Source organism: Herbidospora sp. NBRC 101105 (assembly GCF_030269205.1).
Lineage (GTDB): Bacteria > Actinomycetota > Actinomycetes > Streptosporangiales > Streptosporangiaceae > Herbidospora > Herbidospora solisilvae.
This window is the reverse complement of record NZ_BSSX01000008.1, coordinates 160,934-182,709: the sequence shown is the minus strand read 5'-3', so window position 1 is coordinate 182,709 and position 21,776 is coordinate 160,934. Positions and strand designations below refer to the sequence as shown.

General features: G+C 70.9%; 21 protein-coding genes. 13 read left to right on the top strand and 8 right to left on the bottom strand.

Features of this window, described 5'->3' with window-relative positions; all coding sequences use genetic code 11:
- Positions 1-3 precede the first annotated feature (3 nt).
- From QSK34_RS30570 to QSK34_RS30560, 3 genes are read left to right on the top strand one after another with little or no spacing between them, the layout of a single operon-like run.
- The gene (locus QSK34_RS30570; RefSeq protein ID WP_062438964.1) at positions 4-297 is read left to right on the top strand and encodes an Rv1322 family protein; all 294 of its coding nucleotides are present in this window, start codon (positions 4-6) and stop codon (positions 295-297) included.
- Positions 298-313: 16 nt separating this feature from the next.
- Entirely contained in the window at positions 314-1,021 is a 708-nt protein-coding gene (locus tag QSK34_RS30565) for an alpha/beta hydrolase (protein WP_161481359.1), read from the top strand.
- Between the two features lie 4 nt (positions 1,022-1,025).
- Positions 1,026-1,787 (top strand): alpha/beta fold hydrolase, encoded by a 762-nt coding sequence (locus QSK34_RS30560; protein WP_285589131.1) that lies wholly within the window; start codon positions 1,026-1,028, stop codon positions 1,785-1,787.
- A gap of 67 nt (positions 1,788-1,854) precedes the next feature.
- Here the strand turns inward: QSK34_RS30560 and QSK34_RS30555 are convergent, their stop codons facing one another.
- Together QSK34_RS30555 and QSK34_RS30550 are read right to left on the bottom strand one after the other, a co-directional pair.
- Entirely contained in the window at positions 1,855-2,382 is a 528-nt protein-coding gene (locus QSK34_RS30555; RefSeq protein ID WP_285589128.1) for a GNAT family N-acetyltransferase, read from the bottom strand.
- Positions 2,379-3,584 (bottom strand): helix-turn-helix domain-containing protein, encoded by a 1,206-nt coding sequence (locus QSK34_RS30550; protein ID WP_285589126.1) that lies wholly within the window; start codon positions 3,582-3,584, stop codon positions 2,379-2,381. Before QSK34_RS30550 ends, QSK34_RS30555 begins: the two co-directional genes overlap by 4 nt.
- Before the next feature lie 194 nt (positions 3,585-3,778).
- Here QSK34_RS30550 and QSK34_RS30545 point away from each other — a divergent pair, with 194 nt between their 5' ends.
- Both QSK34_RS30545 and QSK34_RS30540 read left to right on the top strand, forming a co-directional pair.
- A complete protein-coding gene (locus QSK34_RS30545; RefSeq protein WP_285589123.1) occupies positions 3,779-4,174 on the top strand; it encodes an ATP-binding protein in 396 nt (131 codons plus the stop codon).
- 191 nt (positions 4,175-4,365) lie between these two features.
- Positions 4,366-5,313, top strand: a complete 948-nt coding sequence (locus QSK34_RS30540; RefSeq protein WP_285589120.1) for a winged helix-turn-helix transcriptional regulator — start codon at positions 4,366-4,368, stop codon at positions 5,311-5,313.
- Positions 5,314-5,485: 172 nt separating this feature from the next.
- On the opposite strand, the gene QSK34_RS30535 is transcribed toward QSK34_RS30540, so the two are convergent.
- Together QSK34_RS30535 and mce are read right to left on the bottom strand one after the other, a co-directional pair.
- Positions 5,486-6,778, bottom strand: a complete 1,293-nt coding sequence (locus QSK34_RS30535) for a DivIVA domain-containing protein (protein ID WP_030455553.1) — start codon at positions 6,776-6,778, stop codon at positions 5,486-5,488.
- A gap of 189 nt (positions 6,779-6,967) precedes the next feature.
- A complete protein-coding gene (gene mce / locus QSK34_RS30530; protein WP_030455554.1) occupies positions 6,968-7,390 on the bottom strand; it encodes a methylmalonyl-CoA epimerase in 423 nt (140 codons plus the stop codon).
- 82 nt (positions 7,391-7,472) lie between these two features.
- Here mce and QSK34_RS30525 point away from each other — a divergent pair, with 82 nt between their 5' ends.
- The 3 genes from QSK34_RS30525 (at position 7,473) to QSK34_RS30515 (ending at position 10,512) form a co-directional block, all read left to right on the top strand.
- Positions 7,473-8,630: an acetyl-CoA C-acetyltransferase gene (locus tag QSK34_RS30525; RefSeq protein ID WP_285589115.1), complete on the top strand. Its 1,158-nt coding sequence runs from the start codon at positions 7,473-7,475 to the stop codon at positions 8,628-8,630.
- Complete coding sequence (gene meaB / locus QSK34_RS30520) at positions 8,627-9,553, top strand: methylmalonyl Co-A mutase-associated GTPase MeaB (RefSeq protein WP_285589112.1); 927 nt, start codon at positions 8,627-8,629, stop codon at positions 9,551-9,553. Before QSK34_RS30525 ends, meaB begins: the two co-directional genes overlap by 4 nt.
- A gap of 65 nt (positions 9,554-9,618) precedes the next feature.
- Complete coding sequence (locus QSK34_RS30515; protein ID WP_285589110.1) at positions 9,619-10,512, top strand: sulfotransferase family protein; 894 nt, start codon at positions 9,619-9,621, stop codon at positions 10,510-10,512.
- Between the two features lie 39 nt (positions 10,513-10,551).
- Here QSK34_RS30515 and QSK34_RS30510 read toward each other — a convergent pair whose 3' ends face one another.
- Both QSK34_RS30510 and QSK34_RS30505 read right to left on the bottom strand, forming a co-directional pair.
- Positions 10,552-11,235: a DUF4230 domain-containing protein gene (locus QSK34_RS30510; protein WP_285589109.1), complete on the bottom strand. Its 684-nt coding sequence runs from the start codon at positions 11,233-11,235 to the stop codon at positions 10,552-10,554.
- A gap of 31 nt (positions 11,236-11,266) precedes the next feature.
- On the bottom strand, positions 11,267-12,544 hold the full coding sequence (locus QSK34_RS30505; RefSeq protein WP_051760724.1) for a hypothetical protein: 1,278 nt from the start codon (positions 12,542-12,544) through the stop codon (positions 11,267-11,269).
- Between the two features lie 134 nt (positions 12,545-12,678).
- On the opposite strand from QSK34_RS30505, the gene QSK34_RS30500 reads away from it, so the two are divergent.
- On the top strand, positions 12,679-13,200 hold the full coding sequence (locus QSK34_RS30500; protein WP_285589106.1) for a MarR family transcriptional regulator: 522 nt from the start codon (positions 12,679-12,681) through the stop codon (positions 13,198-13,200).
- A 72-nt stretch (positions 13,201-13,272) separates the two neighbouring features.
- Here QSK34_RS30500 and QSK34_RS30495 read toward each other — a convergent pair whose 3' ends face one another.
- Positions 13,273-15,009: a S8 family serine peptidase gene (locus QSK34_RS30495; RefSeq protein WP_285589104.1), complete on the bottom strand. Its 1,737-nt coding sequence runs from the start codon at positions 15,007-15,009 to the stop codon at positions 13,273-13,275.
- A 165-nt stretch (positions 15,010-15,174) separates the two neighbouring features.
- On the opposite strand from QSK34_RS30495, the gene icmA reads away from it, so the two are divergent.
- The 3 genes from icmA to QSK34_RS30480 all read left to right on the top strand — a co-directional run bounded on the left by icmA (position 15,175) and on the right by QSK34_RS30480 (position 19,418).
- Positions 15,175-16,836, top strand: a complete 1,662-nt coding sequence (gene icmA, locus QSK34_RS30490; RefSeq protein WP_161481347.1) for a coenzyme B12-dependent isobutyryl-CoA mutase large subunit — start codon at positions 15,175-15,177, stop codon at positions 16,834-16,836.
- A 172-nt stretch (positions 16,837-17,008) separates the two neighbouring features.
- Positions 17,009-17,938 (top strand): tetratricopeptide repeat protein, encoded by a 930-nt coding sequence (locus QSK34_RS30485; RefSeq protein WP_285589101.1) that lies wholly within the window; start codon positions 17,009-17,011, stop codon positions 17,936-17,938.
- 70 nt (positions 17,939-18,008) lie between these two features.
- Entirely contained in the window at positions 18,009-19,418 is a 1,410-nt protein-coding gene (locus QSK34_RS30480) for an NAD-dependent malic enzyme (RefSeq protein ID WP_030455564.1), read from the top strand.
- Between the two features lie 302 nt (positions 19,419-19,720).
- Here QSK34_RS30480 and QSK34_RS30475 read toward each other — a convergent pair whose 3' ends face one another.
- Entirely contained in the window at positions 19,721-20,878 is a 1,158-nt protein-coding gene (locus QSK34_RS30475; RefSeq protein WP_285589099.1) for a hypothetical protein, read from the bottom strand.
- A 122-nt stretch (positions 20,879-21,000) separates the two neighbouring features.
- On the opposite strand from QSK34_RS30475, the gene QSK34_RS30470 reads away from it, so the two are divergent.
- Positions 21,001-21,579, top strand: a complete 579-nt coding sequence (locus QSK34_RS30470; RefSeq protein WP_161481343.1) for a YqgE/AlgH family protein — start codon at positions 21,001-21,003, stop codon at positions 21,577-21,579.
- Positions 21,580-21,776: the final 197 nt, after the last annotated feature.

Genomic DNA, 21,776 nt, shown 5'->3' with positions numbered 1-21,776 from the left:
CGTATGAGCCCCCGCCGCGCCCGCCGAGCCGACGAGTCCCCCAAAGGGCCGATCCGCCCTGCCGGGATCGACCGCGTCGAAGAGGCGGCCGACGGCGACTGGGTGGTCCGCACGGTCACCGGCGGTTCCGCCGACCGGCCCTACCGATGCCCGGGATGCGACCAGTCCATCCGTCCGGGTGTGCCCCACATCGTGAGCTGGCCCCACTGGGCCGGCGGCGAGGAGGAGCGCCGCCACTGGCACACCGCCTGCTGGCGCAACCGCCTCAACCGCGGCCCCGGCCGCACCCGCTACTGAAGAGGAGACGACGACAGTGGAGATCCGGGCGTCGACGGTGCTGCCGGCCCGCCGCAGCGACATCGAGCTGCAGACCGCCGACGAACTGACGCTGGTCGGTGAGCTGGCGCTGCCCGAGACCGCGCCACCGGTCGCCACGCTGATCTGTCTCCACCCGCTGCCGACCCACGGCGGCATGATGGACAGCCACGTGCTGCGCAAGGCGTCGTTCCGGCTGCCCGCCCTGGCCGACGTCGCGGTGTTGCGGTTCAACACCCGGGGCACCTCCTCCGAGCGCGGCACCTCCCAGGGCGCGTTCGAAGAGGGCGTCGGCGAGCGGCTCGACGTCGCCGCCGCGCTGGAGTTCGCCGAGTTCAACGACCTGCCCCGGCCGTGGCTGCTCGGCTGGTCGTTCGGCACCGAACTGGCGCTGCGGTGGGGCCGCGACCCGCTCGTCGAGGGCGCGATCCTGCTGTCGCCGCCGCTCAAGCGGGCCACCGACGCCGACCTCGACGCCTGGGCCGAGTTCGGCCGGCCGCTGGTCGCCCTGGTGCCCGAGTTCGACGACTACCTGCGCCCCGCCGAGGCGGCCGACCGCTTCAAGCGGGTGCCGCAGGCCGAGGTCGTCGGCGTCGACGGCGCCAAGCACCTGTGGGTGGGGGAGCCGTACGTCCGGATCGTCCTGAACCACATCGTCGAGAGGCTGAACCCGGCGGCGGCGCCCCTGCCCACCGAAGTACCGTGACGACGTGAAGTTGTACACCCGGACGGCCGGAACGGGCCTCCCCCTCGTGCTGCTGCACGCCTTCCCGCTGTCGTCGGCGATGTGGCTGGCCCAACGCGGCGGCCTGGCCGCCGGCTGCCACGTCGTCACGCCCGACCTGCGCGGCTTCGGCGGCTCACCGCTCGGCGACGACGAACCGTCGGTCGACGCCATGGCCGACGACGTGGCCGAGCTCCTCGACACCATGGGCCTGGACAAGGCCGTGGTCGGCGGCCTGTCCATGGGCGGCTACGTGGCGATGGCCCTGGCCCGGCGCCACCCCGGGCGGTTGTCGGGGGTGATCCTGGCCAACACCAAGGCCTCACCCGACACCCCGGAGGCCGCCGCCAACCGCGAGACCATCGCGCAACGGCTCCTCGACGGCGGCGACCTCCTCGACACGGTCCCGAACCTGCTCGGCACGACGTCGCTGGAGCGCAGGGGCATGGTCGTCGGCCGCGTGCGCGGCCTGGTCGGCTCGGCCCCCGCACGGGCGGCGGCCTGGGCCCAGCGCGCCATGGCCGCCCGCCCCGACTCCTTCGACACCCTGCGCGGCCTGAACGTGCCCGCCCTGGTGATCGCGGGCGACGAGGACAAGATCACCCCGGTCGGCGACGCCGAGGCCATGACCAAGGCCCTCCCCGACGCCCGCCTGGTGGTCATCGGCCGCGCCGGGCACCTGTCGGCCATCGAGACCCCGGAGACCTTCAACCGCGCGGTCGCGGACTTCCTGACCGCACTCGCGTGAAGCTCGGCCCAGGTCTGGGGTGGGCGGCTTCGCAGCCGTTCCACGTCGAGCACATCGGGCCCTGCGGCTACAGCTCCTTCACCATGACGTCGGCGAGCATCGTGTCGGGGGCCGGGCGGCAGGTGCCCGCCACCTTCCAGCCCCAGTGCTCGTAGATGTCGTGGGCGGCGGCCTCGGGCAGCGACAACAACGTCGCGTAGCGTTCCGGGCGGCCGTCGAGCAGTTCGGCGAGCAGGCGTCTGCCGATTCCCCGGCCGCGATACTCCGCCCGCAGGTTCAGTTCGATCACCGCGAACTTGTCGGCCTCGACGACCTCCGGCGGGCCGGGGGTGGTGTCGCCGCCCCACCAGCGGCCGGCCGGCATGGTGAAGCCGAACGCGAAGCCCGCGAGCGCCGCTCCGTCTTCGACGGCGACGAGCGTGAAGCCGGGGCGGTCGAGCTGGTTTCCGGTGCGTTCGCGATAGCGGTCGGGGTGGTAGAGGGGGCCCGAGTTGTACGGGGGTTCGGCCCTGATGAGCGTGTAGACGGCGGTGTAGTCGTCGTCGACGACGACGGCCGCGTCGGGGCCGGTCAGGTGGGTGAAGATGACGTTCACGACATGCCTCCGCGTAAGCCGGCGACCCGGTCGCGGAAGGAGTGCAGTGCCTCGTGTCCGGCCGGCGCCTGATCCGCGACCATAGTCGCCAGTTGCCGTACATAGTGGGAATATCCGGCAGATTGCGCGGCGGTCAACGCCTGTTCGGCGTGCGCGAGGCCGGCCACGACCTCGCCGCCGCGGACGGCCGACATCGCCTCGTGCAGTCTGATCTGCGCGATCGGCCTGATCGCGGCAGAGGGGTAGGCCGCGACGGCCTCGGCCTGGGCGGCGGCGGCGCGGGGATGCCCGGCCAGGGTGTAGACGAGCGAGCGGCTGTGCAGCAGGCGGGTGACCGGCCAGCCCTCGGCCGAGGCGGCGTCGCCGGTCACGTCGGCGGGCAGCCGGTCGAAGACGCGGGCCTGCTCGTCGAGGTCGGCGTAGGCCGCCGCGAGGTCGCCGAGCAGCACCTTCGCGTGGGCCCGGGCGCCCAGGGCGCGGGCCCGCGCCACCGACGGCCGGTCTCCGGCGAGGGCCTCCTCGGCGCGCGAGAGCACCAGGGTGAGGGGCCTCTTCTCGTACAGGGCCTGGATGGCCTCCTGCGCCACGACGAACGCCCGCATGTCGTCGCCGGCCGCGACGGCGGCGCGGCGGGCGGCGGCCCACCAGTGCCGCGACTCGTGCTCCCGCCCGGCCGAGCCGAGCGCGTAGGCCAGCAGGTAGAGCAGCCGGGTGCGCACCCGCGCCCAGGCGGGCGGGTTGCCCTTGACGTGGGTGAGCGCGGTCTCCAGCGCCAGGACGTCGGCCGACAGACGCCCTATTCCGTCGGTGGCCGGGTGGGCGCCGACGCCGTGGGCGTGTTCCCACGCCACCTCTTCCCAGAACCCCAGGTCGGGGCCGCCCAGGCGGCGCTCGACCAGCATCCGGATACGTTCCAGCCCGTCGGTCGCCGGAAGGGCCCCGGACGCGCCCCCCAGCACGATTCCGATCAGGCCGAGCGCCTCTCGTCGTTCCGTCGGACCCACCTCCATGTCGTGCAGCCTGATCAGTTCACCGCCGGCTCCCAGCGCGGCGTCCAAGGCCGACACCACAGCCGAACTCGGGATGTTCTTCCCGAATTCGAGCGCGGAGATGTAACTGGGAGAACAGTTGGCCCGGCGGGCGAGGCCACGAATGGAGAGGTCACCTCTCAGGCGGCGAAGCGCCTCCCCGAATGACTCCATAGTGCGCACAGCTCCCTGCCGTAAGGGGGGAACGCTGTCCTGTCCTTGACCGGACACGACTGGACAGCCGGTGAATGGACGCTGACTCCGAGTGTAGAGATGCTTACGCTCAGGAATATGGCAAGCGGCGGAATGTAATTCTCGAGGCAAATGTCGTACAACGAGGCTTACGATCGGGCGGGTGGTATGCGCACATGGCACTCGAAGTCGCGACGCGATACGAATTGTTCCCCGCGCATCCGAGGTCGGCCGCCCTGGCCCGTGACCGTGTCGGCGCCCTGCTCGCCCAGTGGGGCCGGGGCGATCTGGCGGGCACGGTCGAGCTGGTCACCGCGGAGCTGATCTCCAACGCGGTGAAGGTGAGCGAGCCCGGCGGCCAGGTCGGACTGGGTGTCTACCGCTCGGGCGACGCGGTCGTCGTGGAGGTCTGGGACGCCGAGCGCCTGCCGCCCCGGCTGCTCGACCCGGGCCCCGACGACATCGGCGGCCGGGGGCTCATGCTCGTCGGGGTGCTGACCCGGCGGTGGGGATATCGCCGGCCCGTCACGGGCGGCAAGGTCGTCTACGCGGTGATCGACACGCCCATGTGAAACGACGCACAGATCCGCCGGCAAAAAGAACGGCCGGCGCCTCCCTCAACGCCGGCCGAACCTGTCTTCCTCCCTCTAGGACCGGCGCGACCGGTCTGAAGACGATTCAACGATGACGTGAATCCCGCATGGATTGCGCGATTTGCGGTGGCCGGTACCGGTCAGTGACCGGAATCTGCCAAGGTTGTCCCATGTGGGAAGCCATCGGCCTGAGCTCCCTCGAAGAGCGCCTCTACCGGCTCCTCCTGCGTGACCCCAAGATCACGCCGGACGAGGCGGCCCGGCGCCTGGAGTCCTCCCCCGAGACGGTGGGGGCCGCGCTGGCGCGCCTTCAGGACACCGGTCTCATGGAGTCCGACCCCCTTTCCGGCTTCCGGCCCGCCGACCCGCGGATGGCCATCGGATCGGCGATCCGGCGCCGCCGGGCCGAGCTCGACCGGCTCGCCGTCGAGGCCGAGGAACTGGCCACCGACTTCCAGGAGGGCCTGCTGCGGGCCGACCCCGGCCGGGTCATCGAGGTCGTCGAAGGGGCCGCCGCCGCCGGGCGCAAGGTCGCCGAACTGCTCGCGCAGGCGCAGGAGGAGATCCTCGCCATCGACACCCCGCCCTACGCCACCAGCGGCACCTCCATCGCCGCCGAGTCGGCCGCGCTGGCCCGGGGCGTGCGGGTGCGGGCGCTCTACTCCTCGCTGGTGCTCGACATCCCCAAGAAGCTCGACGAGATCCGCCAGGTGACCGCCGTGGGGGAGCAGGCCCGGATCCTGGCCGAGGTGCCCATCAAGCTCATCCTGGTCGACCGGTCCACCGCCCTGCTGCCGCTCACCGACCGGGAGGAAGGCGTCCGGTTCACCTCGGTCGTGGTCGGACGCAGCGCCCTCACCAACGCCCTCGTCGCCCTCTTCGAGACCCTGTGGCGCGAGGCCTCCCCGGTGTGGGGCAACGGCACGGGCGCGATCGACGACGCCGACCGGCAGATCCTCGAACTGCTCGCGGTCGGCATGAAGGACGAGGCGATCCTGCGCCAGCTCGGCATGTCGGAGCGCACCCTGCGCCGCCGCATCGCCACCCTGCTGAACAGGCTGGGCGCGACGGGCCGCTTCCAGGCGGGGGTGCAGGCCGCGCGCAAGGGCTGGATCTAGGTCTTCCGTTACGGCTCCGCCCGGCCGGCGCCGCCCGCCGCCTTCGGTCCGCGCCGCAGCCGGCGCCGACCGGCCGCGCCGCCGGTCGTACCGACGAGAAAAGGCCCGGCGGGAAACCCGCCGGGCCCTTCTCATGTCCTGCAGCCGTTCGCCCCGAGTCGATGCCGAGTGGTTACTCCTGCCACCACTCCGCGTCGTCGTCGGCCTTGGCGGCAACGGGCTCGGCCGGCTTCGGCACGGGCTTGTGCTCGACCGGCGGGGCCGCCGACAGGGCGGGCTTGACGGGGGCGGCCACGACGGGCGCGGGCTCCGGCTCCATGCCGGGCAGGGCGGCGCCGCCGAGCAGCTGGCGGAGCTGGGCGAGGTGGCTGGTGATGCTGTCGCGCTGACGGGTCAGCTCGTCGACCTGGCGCTGCATCGCGGTGCGGGTGCGCTCGGCCTCGTTCTTGGCGTCGGTCGTGATCGACTCGGCGCTCGTCTTGGCCTCGGCGACCAGCTGGTCGGCGTTCTTGCGGGCGTTGGCGAGCAGCTGCTTGGCGTGGGTGTCGGCCTCGCGCCGGGTCTGCTCGGCCTGCTGGGTGGCCTTGGTGGCGCGCTGCTCGGCGGTGGCCGCGCGCTGCTCGGCCTCGGCGACCAGCTTCTGGGTGTTGGCCTGCGCGGTGGCGTGGCGCTCGGCCTCCTGACGCTCGGCCTCCTCGCGGCGGCTGGCGAGCTGGATCTCGAACTCGGCCTCGTCCTGGGCGCGCTTGGCCTCGGACTCCTCGAGCACCCGCTGGGCCTGGGCGCGCATCTCGTCGGCCTGGCGCTTGGCGGTGGTGAGGATCTCGTCGCGCTCGCGCTTGGTGCTGGCGCGGAGCTGGGCGACCTCACGCTCGGTGGTGGTGCGCAGCTTGGCGATCTCGCGCTCGGCGTCGGCGCGCTTCTCGGCGACCTCGTGGTCGGCGGTGGCGCGCTGCTTGGCGACCTCGCGCTCGGTCGTGTTGGTCAGCTCGTCGGCCTCACGCTTGGCCGTGCCCCGGATCTCCTCGGCGTCGCGCTCGGCGGCCGTGCGCATCTCGTCGGCCTCACGCGTCGCGAGGGCCCGCTTCTCGGCGGCCTCGTTCTCGGCGGCGGCCCGGGTGTCGGCGGCGTCGACCTTGGCGGCGGCCTTGATCTCGTTGGCCTCCGACCGTGCCGCCTGCACCAGTTCGGTGGCCTGCTCTTCAGCGAGACGAAGGAGCTGCTCGATCCGGGCGCCGAGGCCCGAGTAGGTCGGACGCTCCTGCTCCTGCAACTGACGCTGCGAGTCGGACAACTCGCGCTGGAGCGAGCCGACCTGCTCGCGCGCCTGCCGCAAATCGGTGTCGAGCTGCTTCAAGTGGTCGTGGACCTGGTGCCGGTCATAGCCGCGAAGCACCACGTCGAATTCCCGGGAGGGGGCGTCTTCGAAGAAATTGTTGAGCTGGGCATCGATGTCGGACTGCATGAGGCTCGATCCTGGGTTGTCGAGACGGCTACACGGGCCGGACGGGGGGTTTGGGACATCCGAGGCGAGGAGCCCAATAGGGTGGGATCCACGTCCGGTGGAAGGCCAGCGTACTCCGAGCGTGCGCCGTTGGAGGCCTCCACGGACTTTCTGCGCGACTTGTTACGTATGAACCTTTCTTACGTTCCATTACTGCCTCGGAGCCTCGACCAGCTCTGTCAGCACTCCTCCCACATCCTTGGGGTGGAGAAACGCGATTGAGGCACCCATAGAGCCGTGACGTGGGCGTTCGTCAATCAATCTGACACCTTTTGCGGCGATTTCCGCCATTGCCTTGCTCACGTCTTCCACCCCGTAACCGATGTGGTGCACACCCTCGCCGCGCTTCGCCAGGAACTTGCCGACGGCCGTCTCGGGGCTCAGGGGTTCCAGCAGTTGCACGTAGCTCGTCCCGCCCTCGCCGTCGGCCACGTGGAGCATCGCCTCGCGCACGCCCTGGGCCTCGTTGACCTCGCGGCTCACCACGACGAGGCCGAACGTCGACTCGTAGAACCCGATCTTCTCCTCGAGGTTGTGACACGCGATGCCCACGTGGTCGATCCGCAGAAACATTGCCCGGCCCTCCTTGACTATCCGCTGAACGCTGCTGGGTATGGTGACACCGTCGCCCCCATATCGCGTAGGAGGCCCTCCAATGTCCGGTTCCGTCATCGTCGCCGGAGCTCGCACGCCGATCGGCCGCTTGCTCGGCGCCCTCTCCGGTATGACCGCCGTCGAACTCGGCGGCGTCGCCATCGAGGCCGCACTTCAGCGGGCCGGTGTCGCCCCTTCCGACGTACAGTACGTGATCATGGGGCAGGTCCTCCAGGCAGGCGCGGGGCAGCTTCCGTCGCGTCAGGCCGCCGTGAAGGCCGGCATCCCGATGAGCGTGCCGTCGCTCACGATCAACAAGGTCTGCCTGTCGGGCCTCGACGCGATCGCCCTGGCCGACCAGCTCATCCGCGCCGGCGAGTTTGACATCGTCGTCGCGGGCGGCATGGAATCGATGTCCAACGCGCCCCACCTCCTTCCGGGACTGCGCAAGGGCGTCAAGTACGGCACGGCCGAGGTGCTCGACTCGATGGCCTTCGACGGCCTCACCGACGCCTACGACCAGATCGCCATGGGCGAGTCGACCGAGCGCCACAACGCCCGCTTCAAGATCTCCCGCGAGGACCAGGACGCCTTCGCCGCCCGGTCCCACCAGCTCGCCGCCGCCGCCATCAAGAACGGCGTCTTCGACGACGAGATCGTCGCCGTCGACGACTTCACGGCCGACGAGGGCGTGCGCCCCGACACCACGGCCGAGAAGCTGGCGAGACTGCGTCCCGCCTTCACCAAGGACGGCACCATCACCGCCGGTTCGGCCTCGCAGATCTCCGACGGTGCGGTCGCGGTCGTCGTCATGTCGAAGGCCAAGGCCGAGGAACTGGGTCTGACCTGGCTGGCCGAGATCGGCGCCCACGGCAACGTCGCGGGCCCCGACAACTCGCTGCAGTCGCAGCCGGCCAACGCCATCGCCCAGGCGCTGGCCAAGCAGGGCCTCACGGCCGATGACCTCGACCTCGTCGAGATCAACGAGGCCTTCGCCCAGGTCGTCATCCAGTCGGCCAAGGAGCTGGGCCTCTCCCTCGACAAGGTGAACGTGAACGGCGGCGGCATCGCGCTCGGCCACCCGATCGGCGCCTCGGGCGCCCGGATCGTGCTGGCCCTGGCCCACGAGCTGCGCCGCCGGGGCGGCGGCCTCGGCGCGGCGGGCCTGTGCGGCGGCGGCGGACAGGGTGACGCCCTGATCATCCGCGTCCCCGCGTGAACGACCTCGTCGGGAAGGTGCGCGCCGGCAACGTCCGTGCCGTCGCGCGCCTCATCTCGCTGGTCGAGAGCGGCTCCGACGCCGAGCTGCGGGAGGCGGCCAAGCAGCTGAGGGCGCCGGGCCGGGCCCGGGTCGTCGGCCTGACCGGGTCGCCGGGCGTCGGCAAGTCGACCTCGACGGCCGCGCTCGTCAAGGCGCTGCGCGCGCGGGGCGACAAGGTGGGCGTGCTGGCCGTCGACCCGTCGTCGCCCTTCACCGGCGGCGCGCTGCTCGGCGACCGGGTGCGCATGCAGGACCACGCGCTCGACGACGGCGTCTTCATCCGGTCGATGGCGACCCGCGGTCACCTGGGCGGGTTGTCGTGGGCGGTGCCGCAGGCGCTGCGGGTGCTCGACGCGGCCGGGTTCGACGTCGTCCTCGTCGAGACCGTGGGGGTCGGGCAGGCGGAGGTGGACGTCCGCGCCCTCGCCGACACCACGATCGTGCTGCTGGCCCCCGGCATGGGCGACGGCGTGCAGGCCGCCAAGGCGGGCATCCTGGAGATCGCCGACGTGTTCGTGGTCAACAAGGCCGACCGCGACGGCGCCCAGTCGACGGTGCGCGACCTGCGCAACATGATCGCGCTCGGCGGCGGCTCCTGGCGGCCTCCGGTGGTGCCGACGGTGGCCGTCCGGGAGGAGGGAATCGGCGACCTCCTGAAAGCGCTCGACGACCACGCGCGTCATCTGGGTGAAACGGGAGAGGGAAGGGCCAGAAGGCTCGCGCGGGCCCGCGACGAAATCACCGCGGCGGCACTTCGCGCATTGCGGGACAGATTCGGCGATCCGGCCAGTGACCTGCGGCTATATCGCCTCGCGCAAGACGTGTTGGACGGCCTCGCCGACCCTTATACTGCGGCTGACGATTTGATTGCGGAGCTTTGACGGTCTTCGAAGTTTCCCAGTCGAAGTTAACCCTCGATTAACTTGGTGTCCCTACGTTGCCAGCCATGAAGTGGAAGCAAGTGGTCAATACGACCCTTGAGGGCGTGACCGGGTACACGATCCAGCGTCAGAAGTTGCCCACCCGGCCGGCTCCGCCGCCGAAGCCGTTGGGGTCTCCGATGCCGGCACGTCTTGAGGGCGACGTCGCGCGTCCCCCGACCGACCTCGAAGCAGACCGGTTGTTGCGCGCGCCCGTGTTCATCCTGTCGCCGCCCCGATCGGGGTCGACCCTGCTGCGGTCGATGATGAACAGCCACTCCCAGTTGCACTCGCCCATCGAGACCCACTTCCGGCGCATCTCGACCAACCTGAACACCGACCCGGTCCGCCAGGCCGTCGTGGCGCTCGGCCACAACCAGAGTGACGTCGAACATCTGCTGTGGGACCGGCTGCTCCACCGCGAGCTGGTCCGCTCGGGCAAGCCGACCCTCGTGGAGAAGACCCCGAGCAACGTGTTCGCGTGGAAGCGCCTGTCGATCTGCTGGCCCGACGCGCGGTTCGTCTTCCTGTTGCGCCACCCGCTCTCGATCGCCCGTTCGTGGCACGAGGCCGACCCGGTCAAGCGGCCGATGCACGAGGCGGTGCGGCACACCTTCCAGTACATGAAGTACCTGGAGGAGGCCCGCCACCGCCTGCCCGGGCACGAGATCACCTACGAGAGGCTGACCGCCGACCCCGAGAACGAGCTGCGGGCGCTCTGCGCCACGCTGGGCATCCCGTTCGAGGACGGGATGCTCGACTACGGCCGCCACAACAAGCCGACCGACTTCACCAAGGGCATCGGCGACTGGCGCGACAAGATCCAGAGCGGGAGGGTCCAGCCGGGCCGCGAGCTGCCGGCCCCCGAAGAGGTGCCCGAGATGCTCCGCGACGTGGCGCGGAAGTGGGGCTACCTCTAGCGGGCGAACGAGGCCTCCGGGCCGGAGGCCTCGTCACCCTTATGGCTGGGGACCGAATTTCACCGTGATGTGGGTGAAGCCGAGGGCCTTGAGCATGCCCTCGACGGCGGCCTTGGTGTTCTGGTCGGCGCGGTTGCGCAGGTCGCTGGCGGTGGCCGCCTCGGTGATCTTCTTCTCGGCCAGCAGGTAGAGCTCCTTCTGGTCGGGCGGGTTCGACGACAGGAAGTCCTGGGCGCGGTCGATGAGGCCGCGTTCCTGCGCGTAGACGTAGGAGCGGCTGTTGTCGAGGCTGGGCTTCTCCAGCGCGGCGTGCGGCAGGGTCACGGTCACCGACTTGCGGTCCTCCGAGACCGTGATCGCCTCGCCGGTGAGGCCGCCGAACTCGACGTAGGCGTCGACCGTGCCGGCGCCGACGAACAGGGTGCGGGTGCCCTTGACGGCGTCGGGCAGGAAGGCGGCGTCCTTCTCCAGGTCGACGATGACCTGGAAGTTGCCGGTGGCCGCCTGGTAGCGGCTCATGTTCTGGATCGACTGGAGCAGCGCGGGCTGGCTGCGGTCGATGTTCTGCTCCCCGAACGGGTCGAGCCACGTCCAGGCCAGCCGGCCGCCCACCACGAGCAGCAGCGCGGCGAACAACAACCCGGCGAGCCAGCGCCAGGCGCGGCGGGGGCCGCGCCGCACGGGGGCCGGGTGAGCGAGCGGTGCGCGAGTCTGTCCGGTCACGGTGGGACATCTTCCCGCAAAGCCCGCCGTTTCACCTCGCCTGCGGGCCAGACATCACCGTCGGGCTCGGCACGGGATGGGTGTAGGCCGCCGCGCCGAAGTGGGCGGCCTGCAGGCGGCAGTTGGCGAAGTCGGCGTAGTACATGCGCAGCCACTCGCGCCGCTGCTGTTCGGTGAGCACCGCGAACCAGGCCGAGGCCGTCTGGTGTTCGGGGTAGTCGCCCGGCGGGAGCGGTTCGCCGCGCAACCAGGCCAGCACGATCTCGCGGTAACCGGCCGACCGCTGCGCCGGGCACGGCCGGGACAGGCGCTCGACGAACTCGCGGGCGGCGCGGTCGGCGTAGCCGGTGTCGAGGTCGTCGACGTGGATCGGGACCACCCCGCCCTGGAGGGTCTCGTCGGTCTTGCGGGAGTGCTGCTCGACCCGGTGGAAGGCCGCCGGGGTGCCGCTCAGGCGGGCCGCGATGCCGGTGAAGGTGGTGCCCAGCTCGGGCAGACCGTCTCGCAAGCCGGGGTGGACGCACACCGTGATCGGCCAGTCCTGGCACGAGTAGGCGACCTGGCCCGGATGGGGACGGTGGTCGGCCACCAGCCGGGCCACCCCGATCCCGGCCGTCAGCACGGCCACCATCGCCGCCGCCAGCGCCACCGAGTGGCGGGTCACCGCGGCCGTCCAGCCCATGAGCAGGGCCAGGCTGATGCCCAGCAGCCAGAGCGTCTGGTCGACGAACGCGGTGGTGCTGAGGCCCTCGAACAGGTCGTAGGGCTCGCGGGTGCCCGGCGCGAGCCGGTCGGCCCAGGTGGTGCGGGCGGAGATCCACGTGAAGACCGCGTAGACGGTGAAGCCGGCGAGCATGGGCGTGATCGGATAGGGGATCAGCCAGCCGATGATCCAGCCGAGGACGACGTAGAGCACCAGCCCCGCGGCGCCCATGGCCAGGCCGCTGGGCAGCAGCCTCCCGGCCTGCTCGTCGGCGACGGCGCGCAGCGACAACACCATCACGGTCGCCCCGAACGAGCCGGTCACCACCGCGAGGATCGCCAGCGGGGCCTTCAGCACCCGCCACGACTCGGGGCGGTTCTTCGACCGGCGTTTGCGCACCGCCACCCAGGCCGCGAACGCGCACGCCACCGGGCCGGTCAGCCGGACCGAGCCGATCACCGCGATCACGATGTTGTCCCAGGCCATCACCCCGGGGATGAGCACCGTCCAGGCCGTCACCAGACCGAGGGCGAGCAGCACGGTCACCGTCACGACCGCGCTCTGCTTCAGCTCCTCGCGTGACACGCCCTTGTGCTCACGCCCCATGTAGGACCCCCCGTCGAACCCCGATAACCATAACGGAGCGTAATGTTTGGGGGGTGGTTCTTCTGGTCAAGGACTGAGTTTGGTCACGGTCCGTGAAGTCCCAAACCGGACTATCGCCGCGCTACGGTAGGCGCGTGCCCCTCAACCTGCCGTTCGACCCCATCGAGCGGGCCGCCGAGACCTGGCGAGAGCGGTTCGGTCCGTCGTCCGCCATGGCCGCGGTCACCTCGATCATGAGAGCCCACCAGATCCTGATCGCGCAACTGGACGCGCTGCTCAAGCCCTATGACTTGACCTTCGCCCGCTACGAGGCGCTGGTGCTGCTCACCTTCAGCCGGACCGGCGCGCTGCCGCTGTCGAAGATCGGCGAACGGCTCATGGTCCACCCGACGAGCGTGACCAACACCGTCGACCGGCTTGAGAAGGCGGGCCTGGTCCGGCGCATGCGCAACCCCAACGACGGGCGCGGCGTCCTGGCCGAGATCACCGACGCGGGGCGCGAGGCCGTGCGCGGGGCCACGGCCGACCTGATGGGGGCCGACTTCGGTCTCGGCATGTACGACGAGACGGCCCTCAAGGAGATGTTCGACAACCTGCGGACCCTCCGCGTCGCGGCCGGCGACTTCCACGCCGGAAGCGACTCGCCCGCCCACTAGCGGAGCGGCCGGGCATCGGGAAGGGCCCGCCCCGCGGTGGCGGAACGGGCCCTCTTCGAAGGCTGACGGGGCTTAGTGGCCCACGGCCTTGAGCGCGTTCACGATGCCGGAACCGTAGAAGCCGTTCCGGAGGGTGTTGCCCTCACAGATGTGCGTCGCGGTCACGGTGTTGCCGGCCGGCAGGTGCCGGGTGTACGTGTAGCTGCCGCCGGGCGGGCACGGCGTCTTGACCGCGCTCGCCTTCAGGCGGGCCTCCACCACGCCGGGGTCGAGGCCGAAGCCGCCGCCCCGCTGGGCGTGGCCGTACTTGCTGACGATCAGGGCGGCGACGCCGGCGGCGCGCGGCGAGGCCATCGAGGTGCCCTGGAGGTACTGGTAGTAGGCGCAGGTCGAGCCCTTGCAGTCGCGCACCACGTAGTCGACCGTCGGGACGCCGTTCTCGTCGATCTCCTCGTTGGCGCGGGCCAGCGACTCGGGGTAGGCCGACAGGGTCGCCCTGGTGACGTCACGGGTGTTGCCCGGCGTGTCGTAGGTGTCGCCGCCGGGGGCCGCGACGTCGATGTACCCGTTGCCGTAGCTGGAGTAGTACGACTTACGCTTGCTGATGCCCGTCGAGGAGACGGAGATGACGTGCTCGCCCTCGCCGGGCATCGAGACGCAGCTCGGCGGGATCGTCCGGTCGTAGGCGACCTCGCCCGGCTCGGAGGCGAAGTCGGGGCTGCCCGAGTCGACGTTGGTCTTGGTGTAGTCGATCGCCTCGTTGCCGGCCGCGCCCACCAGGGTGACGCCCTTGCGGTGCGCGTAGTTCAGCGCCCGCTGGGTGGCCTCGATGATGGTCGCCTGCTCCGCGCGGTTGGCGGGGGAGTCGGCCGGGTTGTCGACGCAGTTGAAGAGCCACGGGTCGATGTAGTAGCTCATGTTGACCACGTCGACGCCGATGTCGCCGGCGTAGGTGAGGGCGTCGACCGAGGGCTGCAGGAAGAAGTAGCCCGAGTCCTGGCCGGCCCGGATGTTGACGATCGTCACGTTCGGGGCCACGCCCGCGATGCCCAGCTTGTTCAGCGGCGAGGCGATCGACGAGGCGACGTGGGTGCCGTGGCCGTCTTCGTCGACGTTCGCCGGGTCGTTGCACGACTGGTCGGGCTCGTCCTCACACGGACCGTCGATCGGGTCGCCGTTGGCGTCGACCGGGATGTCGGTGGTGAAGTTGCGGCTCAGCCGGTTGCTGAAGTTGGGCGCGATGTCGGGGTGGGTGCCGTCGACGCCGGTGTCGAGGATGCCGACGAGGACCCGCTTGTCGCCGGTCTCGTACTTGTGCGCCTCGTTGGCCTTCATCTGGTCGAGGTCCCACTGGGCCTCGTCGAGCGGCTCGGCGGAGGGCTTCTTGCCCCACTTCTTGTTGACCTGGCCGCCGTGGTTGCGGCCTTCCTTCTCGACGGCGCGCGACTCGACGGCCTTCTTCAGCGCGGCCTTGGCGCGGGCGTTGACCTCGGGGGCATGGCCGATCACCCGGTTGTGGGCGACCCCCTTGATCAGCGGGCTGGCCGTGACGGCGGTCGCGAAACCGGCGTTGGTGGTGCTGACCGTGGCGAGGCCGACGGCCGTGTTGACCTTCACGACGGTGCCGCCGGCCGCCTGGACGGCCTTCTGGGCCTCGGCGGTGTCGGCGCCCTCCTTGTAAAGGACGACGTACTCACTTGCGGTGTCGGCTGCGACGGCCGGCACCTGGGCCTGCGCCGTCGTGGCGGGCGCCGTCAGCGCCGCCGCGGTTAACACCACAGCGGACGCGATGACGATGCTGCGCTTCACTGCCACCTCCCTGTAGGCAGATTGGGACGCAGCTCATATTTGGTGATGTCGGCCCGGAGTCATAGGTCTGTGGAATTTCGCTACCAATGTGTGACATTGAGGTGTTGATCTATCTAACTGTGGCGATAACTAGTAGGACGTCCTAGTATCTGCTCGGGAGGTCACATGGACGAGATCAACTCCGGCCGGGCGCGGTGGCAGGCGAGGTTCGACGCGGCACCGAAACGCGACCGCGAATTCCGCACCCTGTCGGGGCTGCCGGTCGACCCGGTCTACGGCCCGGAGGCCCCCGATCCCCGGTTCGGGCGGATCGGCTGGCCGGGCGAGTTCCCCTTCACCCGCGGCCTCCACCCGACCGGCTACCGGGGCCGCCCCTGGACCATCCGCCAGTTCGCCGGCTTCGGCAACGCCCGGCAGACCAACGAGCGCTACAAGATGATCCTCGGCGCGGGCGGCGGCGGCCTGTCGGTCGCCTTCGACATGCCGACCCTGATGGGCCGCGACTCCGACGACGCCCGCTCGCTCGGCGAGGTCGGCCACTGCGGCGTGGCGATCGACAGCGCCCTCGACATGGACCTGCTGTTCGAGGGCATCCCGCTCGGCGACGTCACGACCTCGATGACCATCAGCGGCCCGGCGGTGCCGATCTTCTGCATGTACGTCGTCGCCGCCGAACGCCAGGGGGTGCCCGCCCGCGCCCTCAACGGCACCCTGCAGACCGACATCTTCAAGGAGTACATCGCGCAGAAGGAGTGGCTGTTCGCCCCCGAGCCCCACCTGCGCCTCATCGGCGACCTGATGGAGTACTGCGCCGCCGAGATCCCCGCCTACAAGCCCCTCTCGGTCTCCGGCTACCACATCCGCGAGGCCGGGTCGACGGCCGCGCAGGAGCTGGCCTTCACCCTCGCCGACGGGTTCGGCTACGTCGAGCTCGGCCTGTCCCGGGGGCTCGACGTCGACGTGTTCGCCCCCGGCCTGTCGTTCTTCTTCGACGCCCACATCGACTTCTTCGAGGAGATCGCCAAGTTCCGGGCCGCGCGCCGGATCTGGGCCCGCTGGATGCGCGACGTCTACGGCGCCAAGTCGGAGAAGGCGCAGTGGCTGCGCTTCCACACCCAGACGGCCGGGGTGTCCCTGACCGCGCAGCAGCCCGACAACAACATCGTCCGGACCGCCGTCGAGGCGCTGGCGGCCGTGCTCGGCGGCACCCAGTCGCTCCACACCAACGCGCTCGACGAGGTGCTCGCCCTGCCCTCGGCCAAGGCCGCCGAGATCGCGCTGCGCACCCAGCAGGTGATCATGGAGGAGACCGAGGTCGTCAACGTGGCCGACCCCCTCGGCGGCTCCTGGTACGTCGAGGCGCTCACCGACCGCCTGGAGGAGGAGGCCGAGGCGATCTTCACGAAGATCCGCGAGATGGGCCCCGACGGCACGATGACCGGCGGCATCCTGCGGGGCATCGAAGACGGGTGGTTCATGTCGGAGATCGCCGAGGCCGCCTTCGACTACCAGCGCAAGCTGGAGAAGGGCGAGAAGAAGATCGTCGGGGTCAACTGCCACACCGCCACGACCGAGGAGCCGCTGGAGATCCTGCGGATCAGCCACGAGGTGGAGAAGGAGCAGAACCGGGTGCTCGCCGCCCGGCGCGCCGCCCGCGACCAGGCCGCCGTCGACGCCTCCCTGCGCGAGCTCGTCGAGGTCGCCCGGGGGACCGGCAACATGGTGCCGCCCATGATCGAGTGCGCCCGCCGCGAGGCCACCCTCGGGGAGATCTGCGACGTCCTGCGGGAGGAGTGGGGCACCTACACCGAACCGCCCCGGTTCTGATCTCGGCCCGGTCTGCCCGTCGTGACGGCGGCCGGCTCCCGCGGTCCTGGACGCCATGGACGGCGGGCGCCCCGGGCGGCGGGAGGAGGCCGGGGTGGGCGGAGCCGTAACGGAGAAGAGGTTTTGCGGGGTGCGGAGTGGGAGCCCTCGCCGATGCGGCAGGATTGGCCTTATGGCAGCGGACTTCTCTCGACCCGGATCGCTCTACGGCGCCATCGACCTCGGCGCCCGTAAGCAGGCCCTCGACGCGCAGGCCCGGCGGGAGGCCGCCGCGCAGAACCCGGCCGCCCCCGGCGCGGCGCCCGAGATCATCGACGCTACGGCCGCGACCTTCACGACCGAGGTCGTGGAACGCTCGATGGGGGTGCCGATCGTCGTCGAGGCGACGGTGCCGCGGGCCGCCCAGGTGCAGGAGTTCAGCCACGCGATCGAGAAGCTCGCCGGCGAGGCCAAGGGCGCCTGGTTGCTGGCCAGGGTCGACGTCGAGGCCAACCCCGAGCTGGCCCAGGCACTGCGCATGCGCGCCATCCCCACCGTCTACCTGGCCTTCCAGGGGCAGCTCATGCCGCTGTTCGAGGGCCCGCTGTCCGAGCCGCAGCTCCGCCAGGCCATCGCCCAGGTCTTCGAGCAGCTCGGCGTGGCGCTGCCCCCGCCCGGCGACGACGAGGCCACTCCGCAGGAACCGGCCGTCGACCCCGACCTGCTCGCCGCCGACATGGCGATCGAAGACGGCGACCTCGACGCCGCCGCCCAGGCCTTCCAGCGGCTGCTCGCCCGCCAGCCCGGCAACGAGGAGGCCAAGATCGGCCTGGCCGGGGTCGGCCTGCTCAGCCGCACCCTCGACCTCGACCCCGCCGACGTGCTGAAGCGGGCCGCCGCCGATCCCGCCGACGTGGCCCTGCAACTTCAGGCCGCCGACGTCGAACTGCTCGGCGGCCAGGTCGACGCCGCCTTCGACCGGCTCATCGCCGTGGTCCGCCGGACCGCCGGAGACGACCGCGACAAGGCCCGCGTCCACCTCCTGAGCCTGTTCGAGACCCTGCCCGCCGACGACCCGTCGGTGGCCAAGGCACGCCGCGGCCTCGCCTCCGCGCTCTTCTGAACCGGGCATATCACCTGCTGGATGGTGGCACGATTGGACGCACACCCAATGCGCAAAGGAGCGGATTGACGTGGCTACCGTGCCCAGCGTGTCCTATTCGATCACCGTCCGTCTGGAAGTGCCCGCAGGGGGCAAGGCGGTGAGCCAGCTCACCCATGCGGTCGAGAACGCCGGTGGCGTCGTCACCGCCCTCGACGTGACCAACGCCGGGCATGAGAAGCTGCGCATCGACGTGACCTGCGCCGCCCGTGACACCGACCACGCCCAGGCGATCGTCGACCGCCTGGGCGAGGTCGAGGACGTGGCGATCCACAAGGTCTCCGACCGCACCTTCCTGATGCACCTCGGCGGCAAGATCGAGATGAAGTCGAAGGTGCCGCTGCGCAACCGCGACGAACTCTCGATGGCCTACACGCCGGGCGTCGCCCGGGTCTCGATGGCGATCGCCCGCAACCCCGAAGACGCCCGGCGCCTGACGATCAAACGCAACTCGGTCGCGGTGGTGACCGACGGCTCCGCCGTGCTCGGCCTCGGCAACATCGGCCCCGCCGCCGCCCTCCCCGTGATGGAGGGCAAGGCGGCCCTGTTCAAGCGGTTCGCCGGCATCGACGCGTGGCCGATCTGCCTCGACACCCAGGACGCCGACCAGATCGTCGAGATCGTCCGGGCCATCTCGCCCGGCTTCGGCGGCATCAACCTCGAAGACATCTCGGCCCCCCGCTGCTTCGAGATCGAGCGCCGCCTGCGCGAACTCGTCGACATCCCGGTCTTCCACGACGACCAGCACGGCACCGCGATCGTCGTGCTGGCCGCGCTCACCAACGCGCTGCGGGTCGTGAAGAAGGAGCTGTCCGAGGTCCGCATCACCCTCGCCGGCGCCGGCGCGGCTGGCACCGCCGTGCTCCGCCTGCTGCTCGCCGCCGGGGCGCGGAACGTCATCGTGTGCGACTACCTCGGCGCCGTCCACCAGGGCCGCGACGACCTCGACGAGTCGCTGCGCTGGATCGCCGAGCACACCAACGCCGAGGGCTACAGCGAAGATCTGCGCGGCGCCGTCAAGGGCGCCGACGTGTTCATCGGCGTGTCCGCCCCCGGCATCCTGACCGGCGACGACATCGCGACGATGAACTCCGACGCGGTCGTGTTCGCCCTGGCCAACCCCGAGCCCGAGGTCTCCCCCGACGACGCGCGCGAACACGCGGCGGTCGTGGCGACCGGCCGGTCCGACTACCCCAACCAGATCAACAACGTGCTCGCCTTCCCCGGCGTCTTCCGCGGCCTGCTCGACGCCCAGGCCGACGGGGTGACCCAGGAGATGCTCCTGGCGGCGGCCCGCGCCCTGGCGGCGGTCGTGTCACCGGAGGAACTCGGCCCCAACTACATCGTGCCCAGCGTCTTCCACCCCGACGTGGCGGGCGCGGTCGCGGCGGCGGTCCGCGAGTCGGCGGGCGGCAAGGCCCGGGGCTTCACCGAGGCGTAGGCCGGCTCGAGCCTGGGTCGTGGCACGCCTGCTGACGGCCTTCCGGGCTGACGGCGTTTCGGATGGATGGGGTTGCGCGCGATGTCCCTGCGGCTGGGGGCTTTGCGTGTGACGGCGTTTCGGATGGATGGCGTCGCCCGCGATGACCCAGCGGAGACGCCCTTGCGTGCGTGGCCCTGCGGCTGATGGCCTTGCGGGCTGACGGTTATGGCGCTGACGGTCTTGCGGGGTCGGCCTTCTGGTGTGGGCTGATACCCCGGCGCGTTACGGCCCGGTCTGGGATTCCAGCCGGGCCGTTTCGTCTAGCGCGGGGTCACGGGGAAGGTGCGGCGGGGCCAGACGCGGGCCAGCCACCAGAAGACGCCGCCCATGATGACCAGGCCGCCCGCTGTGGCGACCTTGCCCCACAGGTCGGCGGGCGGGCCGGTGTAGGGGAGCACGTCCGCGTCGTGGACGCGGTCGCGGTTCCACCAGCCGATGTTCTCGGCGTCGCGTTCGGCCCAGCCCCCGTGGTCGGGGCCGTGGTCGTCTTCGCGGTCCCACCAGCCGCCGTGGTGGTCGTCGCGGTCCCACCAGCCGCCGTGGTGGTCGTCGCGGTCCCACCAGTTGTCGTGGGGGTGATGGTGGTCGCGGTCCCACCAGTTGTGCTCCTCGCGGTTCCACCAGACGCCGTGCGGCCGGTCGCCCCGGTCCCACCACTCGCCGTGGTGGTCGTGGTGGTCCTGTCCCCACTTGCCGAAGTCGAAGAGGCCGTGGTGGCGTTCGCCGTGGTCGTGGTGGCCTTGGCCCCATTTGTCGAAGTCGAAGAGGCCGTGGTGGCGTTCGCCGCCTTCGCCGTGGTCCTGTCCCGATTTGCCGAGGCCGAAGAGGCCGTGGTGGCGGTCGCCGCCTTCGCCGCGTTCCTGGCCCCATTTGTCGAAGTCGAACAGGCCGTGGTGGCGTTCGCCGCCTTCCTCGCGGTCCTGGCTCCATTTGTCGAAGTCGAAGAGGCCGTGGTGGCGTTCGCCGCCTTCGCCGCGTTCCTGGCCCCACTTGCCGAAGTCGAACAGGCCGTGGTGGACGTCTTCGGCACCTTGGCCGTCCTGTTTCTGGAGGCCGGCCGTGCGGGTGGTGGCGGCGGGGCGGCAGGCGTCGATCCAGCGTTCGGAGACCTGTTCGCCGTCGCCGTGGACCTTGAGGCGGGCGCTCCGGGTGATCCGGACCGACTCCTCGACGGTCTCGTTGGCCGCCGACCGGCCGCGGGCGATGACGTCGTCGTCGCGGTAGAGGGTGAACTCGTGGGCGTCGGGGCCCGGGTTGGTGATGCTGACCAGGACCTCGCCGGATTCGCAGTCGATCTTCTCGTATCTCACCTGCAGCGGAGGCGGGGCCGCGTCCGCCTGGCCGGGCAGCAGCAGCGCCGCCGCCATCGGTGCGGCGAGCAGCGCGAATGCCCTGCGTGCCGGTCTCGTCTGTCCCACGGGTCCCCCTCGGCCAAGATCCTTCTGGTACGGAGAGTTCCCATGTCCCTCAATTTCGTAACTCAGAGTAACGGGGTGGGGTGACGTGCGCGAATCGGCCTTCCTGCCGCATGATGGAGGGTATGGCGGAGTCGATCTACGTCGGTGGGCTGCTGGTGGCGACGCCACTGCTCGACGACCCGAACTTCCGGCGTAGTGTCGTGCTCATCCTGGAGCACGACGAAGACGGCGGCACGCTCGGTGTGGTGATCAACAGGCCCAGCGACATCAGCGTCACGTCGGTGCTCCCCACCTGGGATCCTCTGGTGACCGGCCCGTCGGTGCTGTTCGAGGGCGGCCCCGTGCAGACCGACAGCGCCCTGGCCCTCGCCGTCGTCATGAGCGGCGCCGAGCCCCTCGGCTGGCGCCGCCTCCACACCGGCCGCCGGGGCGTCTCCCGCCTCGGCACCGTCGACCTCGACGCGCCGCCCGAGATCCTGGCGGGCGAGATCTCCCAGATGCGGATCTTCGCCGGCTACGCGGGCTGGACCCATGGGCAACTCGCCGGGGAGGTCGCCCAGGGCGCCTGGTACATCGTCGACTCCGAACCGGGCGACACCTTCCACCCCGACCCGTCGTCGTTGTGGCGGACGGTCCTCAGAAGGCAACCGGGCGAACTGGCCTTCGTCGCCAGCTACCCCGACGACCCGTCCCAGAACTGACCGCCGAAGCGGGCACGCCGCGGCGTTCCGGGTGTGCTGCCGCGCGGTGCCGATGCCCGGAGGCGGCTCAGCCCGCCCGCCCCCGGGCAGACGCGTCGCTCACCGGACCGACGTTTCCGGAGGTGTGCCGCAGTGCGGCGGCCGACATGCTGCAGCGGTGCCCGGGCCAAGGACCGGCCCGCCCACCCGGGGTCGGA